Genomic DNA, 17,209 nt, shown 5'->3' with positions numbered 1-17,209 from the left:
CGGGGTCAGGCCGGCTCATGGGCGGCACGGGCGGCGGCCCGGCGCTCCAGCGCCGGGGTGGCGGGTGGGACGAAGGCGAGGATCAGGACGATCGTCGCGAGTTCGAAGGCCGCGACCAGCCACAGGCCGGCGGAGGCCGAGCCGGTATGCTCGCGCAGGTAACCCATGAGGGCGGGGGCGCCGAAGCCTGCGAGGTTGGCCACCGAATTGATCAGGGCGATGCCGGCAGCGGCGGCCGAGCCCGCCAGGAACCGCCCGGGGATCTGCCAGAAGACGGGGATCGCACTCATCGTACCGACGATCGCCACGGCGAGCGCCAGCATGGCCAGAACCGGGCTCCACGGGACCAGGAACCCGACGAGGGCGATGGCCAGCGCCCCGATCGTCGCCGGGATCCCGCAATGCAGGCGCGCCTCGCCGGTCCGGTCGGAATGGCGCCCATTGAGGATCATCCCGATGCCACCGCACAGATAGGCCGCCGACATGATCCAGCCGACGGTGAGCGGGTCGGTGAAGCCGGCATCGCGTACAACGCTCGGCCCGAAGAAGGTCAGGGCCGAGTTCGCCATGATGATGCAGAAGAAGATCGCGATGCATTGCCAGACCCGGGCATCCTTCAGGGAAGCGAGGATGCGGTGCTCGCGCGGACCCAAGGCCTCGGCGTCGCGGGCGAGGTCCGCCTCGACCAGCGCCCGCTGCTCTGTCGTCAGCCATGTGGCCTTGGCGGGACGGTCGGTCAGGTAGAGGAGCGTCACGAATCCCGCGAGGATCGACGGGATACCCTCCAGCAGGAACACCCATTGCCAGCCTGCCCAACCGTTGACGCCGTCCATGCCGGTGAGGATCGCGCCGGCCAGCGGCCCGCCGATCACCCCGGCAATCGCCGAGGCCGACATGAACAGCCCGAACACCTTCGCCCGCCGCTCACTCGGGTACCAGTAGGTGAGGTACAGGATCACGCCCGGATAGAAGCCGGCCTCGAACACTCCGAGCAGGAAGCGGAGGACGTAGAAGAAGGCCGGTGTGGTGACGAACATCATCGCCACGCAGCAGGCGCCCCAGAGGAACGTGATCCGCGCGATGGTCTTGCGGGCGCCGATATATTCCAGAAGCAGGTTGCTCGGCACCTCGCACAGGAAATACCCGATGAAGAAGATGCCCGCGCCGATGCCGTAGACCGTCTCGCTGAATTTGAGATCGGACAGCATCTGCAGCTTGGCGAAGCCGATATTGACCCGGTCGATCCAGGACAGGATCCAGAGCATCATCAGGAACGGCAGCAGCCGCCAGGTAATCCGGCGGTAGGCCGCGTCGAGCGACGGACGAGGTCCTGCCGATGACGCATCGGAAACTGGATATGACCGGCTCGCCATGGATCGCCTCAGGGTCCGTCACACCATCGACGCCGATGCAAACCACGCCGAAACATTAGCAATAGTTGGACCATGTTCCCGCGCGATCCGACATCTGACCGGGCCGTGAAACTCGCCTGCGAGCGAGGTTATCCACGCCGGGCGAGGCTTTTCATCGCGTTCCTCACGGCTGCGGAGCCAACCGGAAACCTTCGCGCTTCGATGGTGTAGACAGACGGTGATCGACGCCTTGCCAAGGAGACCATGCCATGTGGCCCGACAGACGCTTCCTCGATCTCGTCGGTCTGGATCATCCCATCGTCCAGGCCCCGATGGTGGGGCCTCGGGGCCAGCTCACGGCCGCCGTCTCCACCACCGGCGCCCTCGGGTCGCTGGCCTGTGCCGCCCTGAACGCCGAACAGGTGCGCAATGAGGTCGCGGCGATCCGCCTGAACACGGATCGTCCGTTCAATCTGAATTTCTTCTGCCACGCTCCGGCCGCCGCCGATCCGGCCCGCGAGGCCGCATGGCTCCAGCGCGTGACACCCTATTACCGCGAGCTCGGCCTCGACCCCGCCGCGCCCGTCGCCATGTCCAACCGCGCGCCCTTCGACGAGGCGATGTGCGCCGTCGTGGAGGATCTGCGCCCGGCGGTGGTCAGCTTCCATTTCGGGCTTCCCGAGGCCGCCCTCCTCCGCCGCGTCAGGGAAGCGGGCTGCCTCGTCGTCTCGTCCGCCACCACGGTGCGTGAGGCGCGCTGGCTCGATGAGCGTGGCGTGGACGCGATCATCGCCCAAGGGGCCGATGCCGGGGGCCATCGCGGCATGTTCCTCACCGATGCGGTGGAGTCCCAGGTCGGCACCTTCTCTCTGGTGCCGCAGGTGGTGGACGCGGTGCGCGTCCCGGTCATCGCGGCGGGCGGCATCGCCGATGCGCGCGGGATCGCGGCGGCGCTCATGCTCGGCGCGTCCGCCGTCCAGATCGGTACGGCCTATCTTTTCTGCCCGGAGGCCGGCACCTCCGCCGTCCATCTCGCCGCCCTGCGGGCGGCCCGCGACGACGATACCGCGCTCACCAACGTGTTCACGGGGCGCCCCGCCCGAGGGCTCGTCAACCGTGCGTTGGCGGAGCTCGGCCCGGTGAGCGCCGACGCTCCGGCCTTTCCCTCCGCCGCCGTGGCGCTCCAGCCCCTGCGCCAGCGCGCGGAGGCGGGAGGCTCGGGCGATTTCTCGCCGCTCTGGTCGGGACAGGCGGCGTCCCTGGCACGGGAAACGGGGGCTGCGGACCTTACCTTGCGGCTGGCGGACGAGGCGCGCGGGATGCTGAGGATGTAAGGCCAGCCCGGCGCCCCGAGGGGGATGGGCCGGCGAGTCAGAACGGACTGACGGGGAAGAACCGCAGGTACAGCTCTGCGTATTTCCCCTCGTCCCAGAGCCGTTGCAGGGCTTCGTCGAGGGCGCGGGAGAGGGCCGTATCCTCTCGGCGGGTGACGAGGCCGATGCCTTCGCCGAAATAGTGGTTTTCGAGGTAGTCGCCGCCCACCAGCGCGCAGCAGTTCGACGAATCGATGCCGCCGATCCACAAGGCGAGGTTGAGCCCGTCGGCGAAGACGTAGTCCACGTCGCCGCGCCGCAGCGCGCCTTCGGCGGTGGCGAGGTCGGTGAACTCGCGCGCCTCCGCCTGGGGGAAGAACGCCTTGAGATAGGCCGCATGCGCGCTCGCCGCGACGATTCCGACGGACTTGCCCGCGAGGGCCTTCGCCGATGGGGCGGGAAGGCCCTTGTCGGTGCGGGCGGCGAAGCGCGCCGGCCAGCGAAAATACGGACGGGTGGCGAGGAACCGACTGCGCAGGGTCGGCGTCAGCGGGATGGCGGCGGCGACCACGTCGCCCTGCTGGTCGGCCAGCCCATCGAGCAGCGTATCGAACCGGCGCGCCTGGATGGTGCAGCTGAGCGTCAACCGTTCGCAGACCGCCCGGACGAGTTCCACCACGAAGCCGGTCGGCGCACCGTCAGGGCCGGCGAAATGCAGGGGCGGGAACTCGTCGTCGGTGAGGAAGCGGATGGCGCGCGCCGTCTGCGGCACCTCGATCCGTTCGAGCCGGCTGCGCGGATTCCAGAAATTCGGGATCGTCACGCCCGGCGAGGTGGCTTCCTGCGCCGACGCCGGCGAAACGGCGAGGAGCGCCGTCACCAGCAAAGCGGCGGCGGACCGCCTGCCTCGGGTTGACGGCCTGGTTGTATCTGTGTCGCACTGGTTGTGCGCGGGAATCGTCTGGCTCACGGCTCTCCCCCTATCACGTTCCCGGGCCTCGGGGAGCCGGTTCCGGTGTCGATCGTCGGTTTCAGGAACCTGCGCGGCAAAACGGTGGCACTGCCTCCGGAGATCGCGTTTCTCCTCAGCCACGCCGCGTCCCCGCTGATGCTGGCGAAGGCCGCGGCCCTGGCCCGTTCGAGCGGCACCGATGCCGCCACCACCCTGATCCAGGCCGGGTTGATGGAAGAGGAGCGCTTCTACCGCGCCCTCGCGCTCACCCTCGGGGCGCGGTTCCTCGGCGGGACCCTGCCCCTCGGCGCCGGAGCGCGGTTTCCCGACAGTCTGATCGCGGGCGTCGCCCCCCTCGCACCGGGAATGGGGGCCGCGTTCGTCTATGCCCCTCGGGGGCGCGCGATCGCCGAATTGCTGCAGGGGCGCAGCCCGACGGGGCTGATGCCGGCGATCACCACGCCGACCGCCTTGCGCCACGCGATCTTCGCCCAACGCGCGGCGGGAATCGCCGCCCATGCCTCGGACGACCTTCTCAGGAGGAGGCCGGACTGGGCCTACAATGCTGCCCCCGTGGCGCCGCTCCTCGCTCTGGCCGGTCTCATCTTCGGGGCGCTCGTTCTCGCCATGGCCAGCCTGCCGGCGCTCCTCGTCACGGCGGCCTGGGTCCTGGTGCAGGTCGGGTTCCTCGCCCTCCTCACCTTTCGCGTGGCCGCCATCGGGCCGACCGGCGAGGTTGCGCCGGAAGACCCGCCCGGACCCGGGCTGCCGGATGGCGACCTGCCGGTCTACACGGTGTTCGTGGCGCTCTACCGGGAGGCGGCGGTGGTGCCGCGCTTGCTGGAGGCGCTGACGCGCTTCGATTACCCGGTGGCGAAGCTCGACATCAAGCTCCTCACCGAGGCCGACGATGCCGCCACGGCGGGGGCGCTCGCCTGCCTCGCCCTGCCGGCACATGTGGAGGTCGTCGTCGTGCCGCCGGGGCTGCCAAAGACCAAGCCGCGCGCCCTCAACGCCGCCCTGCCCCTGGCGCGGGGAAGCTGCCTCGTGGTCTACGACGCGGAGGACGTGCCCGATCCCGGCCAGTTGCGGGCGGCGGCCGCAGCCTTCGCCCGCGCCTCCCCACGCACGGCCTGCCTGCAGGGCCGCCTCGTCATCGACAATGCCCGCGATTCCTGGCTCACCCGGTGCTTCGCCCTCGAATACACGGCCCTGTTCGACGTGCTCGGCCCGGCACTGGCGGCGTGGCGGCTGCCGACGCCGCTCGGCGGCACCTCCACCCATTTCCGGACCCATATCCTTCGCGCCGTATGCGGATGGGATGCCTGGAATGTCACCGAGGATGCCGATCTCGGTCTGCGGCTGGCGCGGGCCGGCTACGATGTGGGTGATCTGCCGAGCAGCACGATCGAGGAGGCGCCGGCCCGCTACAAGGCCTGGCTCAACCAGCGCACCCGCTGGATGAAGGGCTTCCTCCAGACCAGCCTCACCCATGGCCGCACCCCCATGGCGACCTTCCGCGAACTCGGCCCCCTGGCGAGCCTCTGCGCGCTGGCCCTCATCCCCGGTACGGTGGTCTCGGCCCTGGCCTACCCGTTCCTGATGCTGCCGGCCGTGGTCTCCCTGTGGCCGGGCCGGATCGAGGCGGGGAACGACTTCTGGGCGAATCTGCCCACCGGCACGGCGATCACGGTCCTCGTCTCCGGCTTCGTGGCGATGCTGCTGCCCGCCTATATCGGCTGCCGGCGACGGGGCTGGCACGATCTCGTCCCCTTCGTGCCCCTGCTGCCGGCCTATTTCCTGCTCGTCAGCCTCGCCGCCTGGCGCGGGGTGATCGAGCTGATCCTGGCGCCAGACCGCTGGAACAAGACCGAGCACGGTCTGTCCCGCACCTCGCGCAGCGGGGCGCTGACACCGCACCCACCGCGATGACGGGGCACAGCACAATGACGCGTTACAGCGCCTTGGCGAGTTCCGCCGCCGTCTGGTCGGCGGGTTTCGTCAGGTTGAGGGCGTTCACGAAGCGGTTCCGGCCATCCATGATGTAGACCAAAGCCGTGTGCTCCATCGTGTAGTCGTCCCCCTTGGTCGGCACCTTGCGGACATAAGCGCGGTAGGCCTTCACGGCGGCGTTGACTTCCTCCTGCGAGCCGGTGAGGCCGACGATGCGGGGATCGAAACTGGAGAGGTAGGTCTTCAGGGCCTCGGGCGTGTCGCGCTCGGGATCGACCGCGATGAACAGCGCCTTCGTGTCCTTGCCCTTGGGGCCGAGCGCCTGGAGCACATCGCCGATCTGCTGCAGCGTCGTCGGGCAGACATCGGGGCAATGCGTGAATCCGAAGAAGACGAGATGGGTCGCCCCGGCGAAATCCCGCTCGGTGACGCGCCGTCCGTCCTGGTCGGTGAGGGTGAAGGGGCCGCCGACGCTGCTGGTCGCCACCTGCCCCGCCTTCGGCACGAGCATCACGGTGGCCGCGACGCCGAGCGCCACGAGGCCGAGGGCGAAGAGGATGAGGGGAAGGGCGCGACGCATGGGGAGCCTTCAAGCCGGTTCCTGGGGAGACGCTGCGGCAAGAGCATGGGCCGGGGATGCGGGCAACCGTCAATGTGTCGCCGGTGGGCTCCGTGGACCCGGCTTCTCCACCCCGGTCAGCGGGTCGCGAGGGCGGCGATCAGCTTGTGGGCGGTGCTGGTCAAGGTGGCGAAGGCCGCGAAATCGATGCTGTTGATGACGACGAAAACCCCGACATCGCGCCCCGGCGCGAAGGCGACGTAGCTCATGAAGCCGGCGCCTCCCCCGCTCTTGGCCAGCATCGCTGGTTCGTTCCCCTTGGCCGCCAGGGCCACCCAGCCGAGGGCCAGACCCGCCATGGGCGACGCTTCGTCGAAGCCGATCGCCGCCGGCATCGATTGGCGCTGGCGGTAGACCGCGTGGCTCAGGGCGAGCGCGCTGCTCGTGGCGGTGACGTTGTGCCGGAGCCAGCGGGCCATGTCGTTGCCGGTGCTGTAGAGCCCGCCGCTTCCCCCCGTCGCCTGGGTGTCGACGCAGGTGGCCGGGCCGCCGAGGCCCGAGCCGATCATCAGCCGGGCGCATTGCTCCGGTGTCGGCGAGAGAACCGTATCCGGCATTCCGAGGGGCGCGGTAACGTGGCCGCGCAGCACGTTCGCATAGGACGCGCCGCCTGCCGTCCCGACCGCATCGGCCAGGAGGTCGAACCCCACATTCGAGTAGGACGTGACGGTGCCGGGGGCCCAAGGCAGCGTGTAGTTGCCGAGCCAGGACCAGCGGTCGTCGCGGGTCGGCCAGGCGCGGGGATTCGTGCCTTCGGGAGCGTGTCCCATCTCGCGCGGTAGGGCGCCCGAATAGGTTGCGAGGTCGAGGAGGGTGATGGGGCGCCCTTCGAAGGCGGGAACCTTCGCCTGCGGCGCGAAGCTCTGCAGCGGATCGGCGAGGGAGAGCTTCCTCTCCGTGGCGAGGGAGGCGAGCACCTCCGTGGTGAAGACCTTGGTGATGGAGTTGAGCCGTACGAGACTGGTTCCGTCGGGCGTGATGCCGTTGCCCTTCTCGGTCTCGCCGTAGCCGCGGATGAAGGTCCCGTCCCCACGCACGACCACCAGGATCATACCGGGCGCCCCGGATTCGAGGAACAGGACGTCACCGGTTAGGTCCGTCGCCGCCGCGATCACCGGATCGTCGGCGCTAAATGCTCGTGTCGTCGTCGCGAGCGACAGGGCAAGGGCAAGGACAGCGAATCGCTTGTTCACGGCGTGGCTCCGATTCCGGTCGGAACTCTACACGTATGGCGGGAGACACGAGCCCATCGGATCCGCGGAGACGCCGCAGGATACACAGGTGTTTGATCGTTCACGCCGTCCGGAGGCAAGTCACCGCGACGGGACGCCCGATCTCAGCTTTCCCCGACCTTCCCACGGTCGCCGGACAAAGAGGCGCTCTCACGCCGGAGCGGGCGGCCGACGGGGCAGACCTCCTGCACGAACCCGGCGAGGGTGTTGGCGAGATTGTCCTCCACCTGCCGGTAAAACACGAACTGGCCCCGCTTCTCGCTCGCCACCAGACCGGCATTCTCCAGGATCGACAGGTGCTGCGAGATCGACGGTTTCGACATCTCGAAGCGTGAGGCGATGTCGCCCGCGCTCAACTCGGCATGCGCCAGATAGGCGAGGATTTTTCGGCGCACTGGGGATGCCAGGGCCTCGAAGACGCGCTGCATGGGATCGGTGCCTCACTTCATCGGACATTTAGGCGATGAGCTAACGATTGACAAATCGGTCGCTAGCATAATTAGGTAATCACCTAATTGTAGGAGGCCGACATGACGCTTCTCTCGATGCACCGCCTCATTGCGGGACCGGACACCTCCGCCACGGAGGGGAGGGTCCGCTGGGCGCCGTCCCGCTCGCTCTGGACCGGTGGGATGACGTTGGCGGCCGTCTCCCTGGCGCCGATCTTTGTCACGCCCGGTGCGGTGCTGCTGTTCCTGGCGACGAGCGCGGTCACTCTTTGTCTCGGGCACTCCATCGGCCTGCACCGGCTCCTGATCCATCGCAGCCTGTCGGCGCCGCTCTGGGTGGAGCGCGTGCTGGTCTATCTCGGCACGCTGGTCGGCATGGCGGGTCCGCTCGGCATGGTGCGGCTCCACGACACCCGGGACTGGGCGCAGCGCCAGGCCGCGTGCCACGACCTCCATGCCCACCGCGCACCGTTTCTCCGCGACGCGTGGTGGCAGATGCATTGCCGCCTCGATCTGGCCCACCCGCCCCGCTTCGTGCCGGAGGACAGGATTGCCCGCGATGGGTTCCTGCGCTGGGTGGAGGCGACTTGGATGGCGCAGCAGATCCCGTGGGCGATCCTGTTCTACGCGCTCGGCGGCATGCCGTGGCTGGTCTGGGGCGTCCCCGTCCGCATCGCCGTGAGCCTCACCGGGCACTGGCTCGTCGGCCATCTCACCCACCGGCGCGGGCCGCAGGGCTGGGCGGTGGATGGTGTCGCGGTGCAGGGCCACGACCTGCCGGCGGCCTCCCTCGTCACCTTCGGAGAGGCGTGGCACGGCAACCATCATGCCTGGCCGGAATCCGCCCGCCTCGGCATCGAGCCGGGCCAGCACGATCCAGGCTGGTGGGTGCTGCTGGCGATGCGCCGGCTCGGGCTGGTGTGGGGGCTGAAGCAGCCGCGCGACCTGACGCCGAGGGAGGGATTGCGCCGTGTCGGTAGGGTGGAGGCATGGACATGATTGGCTCCTCTGCATCCTGGCCCATCTCCGCGCGTGTCGCCGTGTGTGGGTTCACCGGCGTTGTTGCGTCGGTGCTCCTGTTCCTCGGCGAGAGCGTTGCCGCCGGTCGAGCGAAAGCGACCGGTTCGCTGGTCCTCGACTCCTTGCAGGTCTTCGCGGCGATGATCATTCTCGTGCCGCTCAGTTTGATTATCGCAAGTCCGCTGATCTTTATCGCCATCGTCAGCGGCATGCTGCTCAAGCGCGCGATCGAACGGCACGTCTTGGCATGGAGCGTCGCCGCGCCCATCATCGTCTGGCTGTTCGTGTCCGTGACGAGCGTGGTGATGCGGCGCGGCTCAGTGCTCACGGTCGGCGATATTCCCGGCCGGCTCGCCGGGGCGATGCAGAATGCGGAGAACCTACTGATGTTCTTCGGCGCGGCCATTGCGGGCGTGGCCTTCTACGTCCTCTCGGCGAAACGAAGGCCGCGCTCTGTCCGATGAAGGCCGAGCGACGGTCAGATCGCCAGCTTGTCCGGCTCGGGCGTTGCCGCGATCGCTTCGACCCCATGCAGCCGCAAAGCCTCGCCCACCATCAGCAGGGCCGGCCCATCGAAGCCCGATGCCTCCACCCGGTCCGCCAGATCGGCGGCTGTGCCGGACACGACGGCTTGGTTGGGCCGGGTGGCGTTGAAGACGAGGAGCGCGGGGGTGGCCGGGGCCAGACCCTCGGCGACGGCGCGTTCGAGAAGCTCGCGCAGGGTCTTTTTCGGCATGTAGACCACGGTGGTCACGCTCGGATCGGCGAGCGCCCCCCAGTTCAGGTCAGACGGCAGGGTGCCGCGGCGGTCGTGGCCGGTGACGAATTGCAGGCGTCGCGCCGAGTCGCGGTTGGTCAACGAGACACCCAGCGACGCGGCCGCCCCCTGCGCCGCAGAGATGCCCGGCACCACGCTCACGGGGATTCCCGCCTGATGGCAGGCGTCGATCTCCTCGCCGGCTCGGCCGAAGACGAGGGGATCGCCGGATTTCAGGCGCACCACCTGCTTGCCGGATTTGGCGAGCTGCACCATCAGCGCGTTGATGTCGTCCTGGCGGCAGGAGGGGCCGTGCCCGGTCTTGCCGACCAGCATGGTGCGCGCTTCGCGGCGGGCATAATCGAGGATCTCGGGCGCCACGAGATCGTCGTAGAGGATCACGTCGGCGTTGCGGAGCGCCCGCAGGGCCTTCAGCGTCAGGAGCTCGGCATCGCCCGGCCCCGAGCCGACGAGTGTCACCGCCCCACCCTTCGGTGCCGCGTCCGTCTGGCCGAGAAGCTCGGCGAGGTCCGCCTCGGTGGGAACCCGGTCCGGCTCGGCGAAGGCGCGATCCGTGAAGCGCTCCCAGAAGGCGCGGCGGTCGGAAAAGGCGTGGAAGCGGCTCGTGACCTCCTCGCGCCAGTCGCGGGCGGCGCCGATCCACCCCTTGAACCCGCGCGGGAGCATGCCCTCGATCCGGGCACGCACCGTCTGCCCGAAGACAGGAGCCGCGCCCTCCGTCGAGATGCCCACCACCATGGGCGAGCGGTTGACGATGGCGCCGAACTTCACGTCGCAGAGATGCGGCCGGTCGACGGCGTTGACGATGGCGCCGGTCGCCCGCGCCGCGGCCACGAAGGCAACGCAATCGGCCTCGTCCTCCATGGCGCCGATGCAGAAGGCCGCGCCCTGGAGGTCGGAGGGCTGCCACTGGCGCTCATGCAGGGTGACGCTGCCGGCGACGATCTCGCCCGGCACCGCGCGCAACTCGTCGCTGGGTTCGGGCGCGTAGACGTCGACATCGGCCCCGGCGGCGGCGAGCAGCTTCACCTTCCACGGCGCCCCGCCATTGGACCCGGCCAGCACCGCACGCTTGCCCTGCAGCGGCACGAAGACCGGCAGGACCGCCAGCGGTTCGAGGCCGGCATGTCCTGCGCCCTCACGGGCGGCGATTCCGGCGGGTCGGGTTTCCCGGGGCTGGCGGGGCGTGCTCATGGCGTGAAAATGAGCTTATGCGGCGTCGCGCGCAAGCGCCTGCGGCAGCAGCTTGCGGATCTCTGGGATGCACGAGCCGCAATTCGTGCCGGCCTTGCAGGCGGCCCCCACCGCCTCGACGCTGTGGGCGCCGGCCGCGATGGTGGCGGTGATGACGTCGAGGCCGACCCCGTGGCAGGCGCAGACGGTCGGCCCGGCCGACGCCGTCTCGGCCCGGCCTGAGAGTAGGGCGCGTCGGGCAGAGGGTTCGAGATCGGGCGCGGCGAAATAGGCCTTCTCCGATTCCCAGCCCGGCTTCGCGTCGCCGGGCGTCAGGGCCAAGCATGCGACGAGACGCTCCCCGTCATAGGCGGCGAAACGGTAGCGGCCACGGGCGTGGTCGGCATATTCGGCGATCTCGAAGCCCTGGAACATTCCCCTCAGCATCAGCGCGACCTCGCGCGAGCTCTCCTGGGTGGCGAAGTGCAGCCCGGATCCGCCCTGGATCGTGGCGCGCGCCCACCACCAGCCGGTGGGAAGCGACCGCTGCTCGCGGGTCAGCATAAAGCCGCGGCTGCGATAGACGGCCGGCGCGATGGCGGACGGCGTCGCCTTCAGCTCGGGCTGCCCGGAGACCGGATCGGGGATGCCGCGTGCGAGGGCGCCGACGCGCCCCTCCGACGCGGTGGCCCCGCTCCAGTGGAAAGCCGCGAAGAGGTCGCCCCGGCGCATACCCTCCCCTACCATCACCTCCAGCACCGCCGCGCCGTGGGCGGTGGAGACCGTGGCGAGGCCGCCATGGACCACGCCCATCGCGGTTGCGTCATCGGGGTGGATCTCCACGAAGGGCACGTCGCGATGAGCCGACAGGCGCTGGCTCTTCCCCGTGCGCGTCATCGTGTGCCAATGGTCGCGGACCCGTCCGGTATTGAGCACGAAGGGGAAGTCCGCACTCACGGCCTGCGCCAGCGCCGGGGGCTGTACGGCGACGAAACGGGCGCGCTTGTCGAAGGTGAAGAACTGCCCGTCGGCGAAGAGCCGCTGCCGGCCCTGCTTTCCCCCACGCTTCGTCAGGGGCCACTGCACGGGCGCCGCCCCGGCATAGGCGGTATCGGAGATGTCGCTCACCGCGCCGATGTCGAAGTCGCGGCTGCCGTTATTCTCGAAGGCCGAGAGCGAGGCATGTTCGCGGAAGATCGCGGCGGCGTTCGGATAGGCGAAGGCCTCGCCGTGGCCGAGGCGCTTGGCCACGTCGCTGATGATCGCCCAATCCGCCCGCGCCTCGCCGGGAGACTTGAGGAAGCTGCGCTGGCGCGAGATGCGCCGCTCGGAATTGGTGACGGTGCCGTCCTTCTCGCCCCAGGCCTGGGCCGGCAGCAGCACGGTCTTCCGGCCCGTCGTCATGGCGGTGTCGCTGTCGGAAACGACCTCGGAGACGACGTAGAGATCGAGCCCCTTGATCGCTTCGCGGATCGCGTCGGCACGGGGCATCGACACGACGGGGTTGGTGCCCATCACCCAGAGGGCCTTGATCCTGCCGCGCTCCACCGCCTCGAACAGGGCGACGGCCTTCATGCCCTCGCCGGTGATGATGTTGGGCGCCGACCAGAACCGGCGGACCCGGTCCACTTCCTCGGGCGCGAAATGCATGTGAGCGGCGAGCATGTTGGCGAGCCCGCCGACCTCGCGGCCACCCATGGCGTTGGGCTGGCCGGTGAGGGAGAGCGGCCCCGCGCCGGTCTTGCCGATGCGGCCGGTGGCCAGATGGCAGTTGATGATAGCATTGCCCTTGTCGGTCCCCTGAGCCGATTGGTTGACCCCTTGCGAGAAGCCGGTGACGACGCGCTTCGTGCGCGCGAACAGGGTGAAGAATTGCCCGACATCCGCCTCCGACAGCCCGGTGGCGGCGGCCGTCGCGGCGATGTCCGGGGCGATCGAACGGGCGCGCTCCAGGGCCCCGTCGAGGCCGGTCGTGTGGTCGAGAACGAAGCGGTAGTCGAAAGCACCTGCGCTCGCGAGATGGACCAGGAGGCCTGAGAACAGGGCGGTGTCGGTGCCCGGCTTGAGACCGAGGATGAGGTCTGCCTCCTCCCCCGTCTGGGTCCGGCGCGGGTCGATCACAACGAGCTTGGTGCCGCGCTTGGCGCGCGCATCGACCATGCGGCGGAACAGGATCGGGTGGCACCAGGCGGTGTTGGACCCCACCAGCACGATGAGGTCGGCCTCGTCGAGATCCTCGTAGCAGCCCGGCACCGTGTCCGAACCGAAGGCGCGGCGGTGGGCCGCCACCGCGCTCGACATGCAAAGGCGCGAATTGGTGTCCACATGCGGCGTGCCGAGGAAGCCCTTCGCGAGCTTGTTGGCGACGTAGTAATCCTCGGTGAGGAGCTGTCCGGACAGGTAGAAGGCGATCGAATCCGGGCCGTGCTGCTCGGCGACTTTCCGTAGCCCGCCGGCCACGGTGCCGAGTGCCGATTCCCAGCTCGACCGCACGCCGTCGACGACGGGATGCAGCAGGCGGTTGTCGAGGGACAGGGTCTCGCCGAGGGCGGAGCCCTTGGAGCAGAGGCGGCCGAAATTGGCCGGGTGCTCGGTATCGCCGGCAATCCCCGCCCCGCCTGCCCCGTCCGGCGTGGCGATCACACCGCAGCCGACGCCGCAATACGGGCAGGTGGTCTTCACGGCGGCGGCGGGTGCCTGGACGTGCGCGTTCATGGCGAAATCCTCGGCGAATTCCAGGGTTCGAAGGGCAGCAAAAGTCGGGCCGGCTGTGCGCATCTCCCTCCCCCCTCTGCGGGGGAGGGTGGCCCGCTAATGCGGGTCGGGAGAGGGGAGCACTGCCCCATTCGGAGAGGTCGCGCTGCCCCTCTCCCGTCTGCTTCGCAGGCACCCTCCCCCACCCCAAGTCGCGCCTGCCCGACTTGGGCAGTCAAAGGCAGAACTCGGGCAAGTCCGAGGTCTGTGGGGGATGGTTCGGCGTGTGCTAATACACGTCGGCCTGATACCGCCCGGTCTTCTTGAGATGGGCGAGGTAGGCCACGGCCTCGTCGGGATTCTTGCCGCCGAACTGACCGGCGACGTCGATGATCGCCCGCTCCACATCCTTGGCCATGCGCTTGGCATCGCCGCAGACATAGAAATGAGCGCCGCCTTCGAGCCATTTCCACAGGTCAGCGCCGTTCTCGCGCATGCGGTCCTGCACATAGGTCTTCTCGGTGCCGTCCCGCGACCAGGCGAGGGACAGGCGGGTGAGGACCTTGCCGTCCTTCAGCGCGTTCAGTTCGTCCTTGTAGAAGAAGTCGCTGGCCTGGCGCTGATGGCCGTAGAACAGCCAGTTGCGGCCCAGCGCCTGGGTCGCGGCGCGCTCGCGCAGGAAGGCGCGGAACGGTGCGATGCCGGTGCCCGGCCCGCACATGATGACGTCCTTCGACAGATCCTCCGGCAGGGCGAAGCCGTGCGCCTTCTGCAGGTAGACCTTGACCGTGGTCTTCTCGGCAATGCGTTCGCCGAGATGGGTCGAGGCGACGCCCAGACGCAGCCGTGAGCGGTGGTTGTAGCGCACCGCGTCGACCGTGAGCGAGACCCGGCCCGGATCGGCCTTCGGCGAGGAGGAGATCGAGTAGAGCCGCGGCTGCAGCTCGTCGAGGGCTTCCAGGAAGACCTCCGCGTCGGGCCGGGCGCCGGGAAACTTGTGAAGCGCGCCGAGCACGTCGAGATAGGCGGCGTCGCCGTCCGGGTCCTCGCCCGCCGAGAGTGCCCGCGCCTTCTTGCGGGCCTCCCCCGACGTGAGGAGGGAGAGGAGCTGGTAGAGCCCGTCCGGGGCGGCGCCCAGGGAGTAATCCTTGATCAGCCGGTTCCGCAGGGTCTGGCCGCCGATCATGCGCTCGGGCCGGGTGCCGAGTTCGGCGATGATCGCATCCACCAGGGCCGGCGGGTTCGAGGGGAAGAGCCCGAGGGAATCGCCGACCACATACTCGATGGGCGTGCCCGTGAGATCGATCTCGACATGCCAGGTCTCCTTCTCGCCGCCCGGCTCGTTGAGGCGAGTGCGGGACAGGAACACGGCCTCCACCGGGTTCTCGCGGCAATAGCCGAGCGGTCCGAGGGGCGCCTCCGCCTTGGCCTCGCCCTCCCCCGCTTCGGCCGCCTTCGCGCCGCCGCCCGCGCCGAATTCCTCATCCAGCTTCTTGAGCATGCGGAGGGTGTCCTTGCCCCCCGGCTGGCACAGGTTGAGGCGCTCTTCCTTCTTCAGGAACAGGGCGTTGGCATAATCGGCGCAATTATAGCCGCATTGGCCACAATCCTGCTGCGCCATGGCGGCCATGAGCTTCTGCGCCTCAGGCCGCTCCTTGGCGAGCTCCATCCGGTCGGGCAGCGGCATCGACGGGTCGTGCCAGGGCGCGTCGTCATTGTCGGCGAGCTTCGGCCCGCCACCCGTATCGCCGGGCGCGAGGGCCGTCGCGCCCTCCACGGCGGGGCCGAGCAGGGCGGCGAAATAGCCGGACAGCCAGGAACGCTGATCCGGGTTGAACGGGGCGTTCTCGGGGATGAGAACGAGCGGGGGAACGACATGCTCGCTCATGCTGCGGCCTTCAGAACGGGTTGATCTTCGGCGAGGCTGCGGAGGCTCTCCGGGCCGGTGCGTGCGGTGAAGGCCTGGAAGCTCTCGGCCTGGCTCTCGCGGCGGGCGAGGTAGCTGCGCAGCAGCGCCTCGATCCGGGACGGACAATCCTCCGCCTTCACCGCCTTCCAGATCTCGGTGCCGATCTTCGGACTGTCGCCGAAGCCGCCGCCGACGACGATGTCGTAGCCCTCGACGGTGTCGCCCTCCTCCGAGACGACGACCTTCGCGCCGATGAGGCCGATATCGCCGATGTAATGCTGGGCGCAGCTATGGTGGCAGCCGGTGACGTGCACGTTCACGGGCACGTCGAGTTCCGGCAGGTGAGCCTCCATGTAATCGGCGATGACGAGCGCGTGGCCCTTCGTGTCCGAGGCGGCGAACTTGCAGCCCTTGTTGCCGGTGCAGGCCACCAGGCCGGCGCGGATGCTGGAGGCTTCCGTGGTGAGGCCGAGCGCTGCCACGCGGGCCTGGACCTCGGCCACCTTGGCGTCGGGCACGCCGGAGAAAAGAAAGTTCTGCCATACCGTCATGCGGATGGCGCCGTCGCCGCATTCCGACGAGATCTTTGCCAATTCCCGCATCTGGTCGGAGGTCATCTTGCCCACGGGCAGGATCACCCCGATCCAGTTCAGGCCCGGCTGGACCTGTTTGTGGACGCCCACATGGGAGAAGCGGTCCATGGGCCCGCGCGGGGCGAGATGGGCGGGGTCGACCCGGTCGAGCGTGTAGCCGAGCTCCTCCTCGACGGCGGCGAGGTACTTGTCGAAGCCCCAGGCATCGAGGACGTATTTCATCCGGCTCTTGTTGCGGTTGGTCCGGTCGCCGTTCTTGATGAAGACTCGCAGGATCGCGTCGGCGACCTTGTTGCAGGCCTCGGGCTTCAGCACCACGCCGGTATCGCGGGCGAGATCGCGGTGGCCGGAAATGCCACCGAGCACGAGGCGCATCCAGATGCCCGGCTCCACGGCCGCGCCGTCGAGGACCTTCACCGCCTGGAAGCCGATATCGTTGGTCTCTTCCAGCACCGGCATCACGCCGCCGCCGTCGAAGGCGACGTTGAACTTGCGCGGCAGGCCGTAGAGCGAACGGTCGTTGATGATCCAGTTGTGCCAGGACTTGGCCAGGGGCCGGGTGTCGAGGAGTTCCTGGGCGTCGATCCCGGCCACCGGCGAGCCGGTGACGTTGCGGATGTTGTCCGCGCCCGAGCCGCGCGCGGTGAGGCCGAGGTCGATCAGCCCGTCGAGGAAGGGCTGGCCATGCTCCGCCGTGATCTCGCGGACCTGGAGGTTGGCGCGGGTGGTGACGTGGCTGTAGCCGCCGCCATGGGCATCGGCCAGATCCGCGATACCGGCGAACTGCCAATGCTGCAGGATGCCGTTGGGGATGCGCAGGCGGCACATGAAGTCGCCGCTGGCCGGGGCGAGCCAGAACAGGCCGTGATAGCGCCAGCGGAAATTGTCCTCCGGCTTCGGGGCCTTGCCGGTGGCGGCCTCGGCGATCAGGCGGTTGTGGCCGTCGAACGGGTTCTCCGCCCGCTTCCACTTCTCCTGGTCGCAGAGCTTGCCGCCGGCCTTCACCGTGGCGTCCTGGGCCTTGATGTGGATGGCGTCCGGGCCGGTCGGCTCGGAGGGCGCGGCGGCACCCTGCCCGAGGGCGAGGCCGCCGGTGAGGCGCGCGGCTGCGATGCCCGAGGCGAAGCCTTCCAGGTAGCGCTTCTGCTCGGCGTTGAAGTCGTCGGCCATGG

General features: G+C 69.1%; 13 protein-coding genes. 4 read left to right on the top strand and 9 right to left on the bottom strand.

The features are described 5' to 3' along the window. Positions 1–5: 5 nt before the first annotated feature. Positions 6–1,373: an MFS transporter gene (locus ACYQR9_RS14175; RefSeq protein ID WP_461226800.1), complete on the bottom strand. Its 1,368-nt coding sequence runs from the start codon at positions 1,371–1,373 to the stop codon at positions 6–8. Positions 1,374–1,621: 248 nt separating this feature from the next. Between ACYQR9_RS14175 and ACYQR9_RS14170 the strand changes: the two genes are divergently transcribed. Then, positions 1,622–2,686, top strand: coding sequence for an NAD(P)H-dependent flavin oxidoreductase (locus tag ACYQR9_RS14170; protein WP_461226798.1), 1,065 nt, complete (start codon positions 1,622–1,624; stop codon positions 2,684–2,686). A 37-nt stretch (positions 2,687–2,723) separates the two neighbouring features. Here ACYQR9_RS14170 and ACYQR9_RS14165 read toward each other — a convergent pair whose 3' ends face one another. Beyond that, positions 2,724–3,545 carry a transporter substrate-binding domain-containing protein gene (locus ACYQR9_RS14165; protein ID WP_461226796.1) on the bottom strand — a complete coding sequence of 274 codons (822 nt, stop codon included), beginning with the start codon at positions 3,543–3,545 and terminating at the stop codon, positions 2,724–2,726. 135 nt (positions 3,546–3,680) lie between these two features. On the opposite strand from ACYQR9_RS14165, the gene ACYQR9_RS14160 reads away from it, so the two are divergent. Next, a complete protein-coding gene (locus ACYQR9_RS14160) occupies positions 3,681–5,549 on the top strand; it encodes a glycosyltransferase family 2 protein (RefSeq protein ID WP_461226794.1) in 1,869 nt (622 codons plus the stop codon). A 22-nt stretch (positions 5,550–5,571) separates the two neighbouring features. Here the strand turns inward: ACYQR9_RS14160 and ACYQR9_RS14155 are convergent, their stop codons facing one another. The 3 genes from ACYQR9_RS14155 to ACYQR9_RS14145 form a co-directional block, all read right to left on the bottom strand. Next, complete coding sequence (locus ACYQR9_RS14155; RefSeq protein ID WP_461226792.1) at positions 5,572–6,150, bottom strand: SCO family protein; 579 nt, start codon at positions 6,148–6,150, stop codon at positions 5,572–5,574. Positions 6,151–6,266: 116 nt separating this feature from the next. Further along, the gene (ampH, locus tag ACYQR9_RS14150) at positions 6,267–7,382 is read right to left on the bottom strand and encodes a D-alanyl-D-alanine-carboxypeptidase/endopeptidase AmpH (protein ID WP_461226790.1); all 1,116 of its coding nucleotides are present in this window, start codon (positions 7,380–7,382) and stop codon (positions 6,267–6,269) included. A gap of 143 nt (positions 7,383–7,525) precedes the next feature. Then, entirely contained in the window at positions 7,526–7,849 is a 324-nt protein-coding gene (locus tag ACYQR9_RS14145) for a metalloregulator ArsR/SmtB family transcription factor (protein WP_461226789.1), read from the bottom strand. 102 nt (positions 7,850–7,951) lie between these two features. Between ACYQR9_RS14145 and ACYQR9_RS14140 the strand changes: the two genes are divergently transcribed. Further along, the gene (locus ACYQR9_RS14140; RefSeq protein ID WP_461226787.1) at positions 7,952–8,869 is read left to right on the top strand and encodes an acyl-CoA desaturase; all 918 of its coding nucleotides are present in this window, start codon (positions 7,952–7,954) and stop codon (positions 8,867–8,869) included. Beyond that, a complete protein-coding gene (locus ACYQR9_RS14135) occupies positions 8,866–9,354 on the top strand; it encodes a hypothetical protein (RefSeq protein WP_461226785.1) in 489 nt (162 codons plus the stop codon). Before ACYQR9_RS14140 ends, ACYQR9_RS14135 begins: the two co-directional genes overlap by 4 nt. A 14-nt stretch (positions 9,355–9,368) precedes the next feature. Here ACYQR9_RS14135 and cysG read toward each other — a convergent pair whose 3' ends face one another. From cysG to ACYQR9_RS14115, 4 genes are all read right to left on the bottom strand, one after another. Next, the gene (gene cysG, locus ACYQR9_RS14130; protein ID WP_461226783.1) at positions 9,369–10,862 is read right to left on the bottom strand and encodes a siroheme synthase CysG; all 1,494 of its coding nucleotides are present in this window, start codon (positions 10,860–10,862) and stop codon (positions 9,369–9,371) included. A 15-nt stretch (positions 10,863–10,877) separates the two neighbouring features. Next, on the bottom strand, positions 10,878–13,556 hold the full coding sequence (locus ACYQR9_RS14125) for a nitrate reductase (RefSeq protein WP_461229806.1): 2,679 nt from the start codon (positions 13,554–13,556) through the stop codon (positions 10,878–10,880). A gap of 268 nt (positions 13,557–13,824) precedes the next feature. Continuing rightward, positions 13,825–15,423, bottom strand: coding sequence for a sulfite reductase subunit alpha (locus ACYQR9_RS14120; protein WP_461226781.1), 1,599 nt, complete (start codon positions 15,421–15,423; stop codon positions 13,825–13,827). Then, complete coding sequence (locus ACYQR9_RS14115; RefSeq protein ID WP_461226779.1) at positions 15,420–17,207, bottom strand: NirA family protein; 1,788 nt, start codon at positions 17,205–17,207, stop codon at positions 15,420–15,422. Before ACYQR9_RS14115 ends, ACYQR9_RS14120 begins: the two co-directional genes overlap by 4 nt. Positions 17,208–17,209 lie beyond the last annotated feature (2 nt).

Source organism: Methylobacterium sp. CM6241, assembly GCF_054817845.1.
Note: the sequence above shows the minus strand (reverse complement) of the source record. Positions and strands in the feature narration are given on the sequence as shown.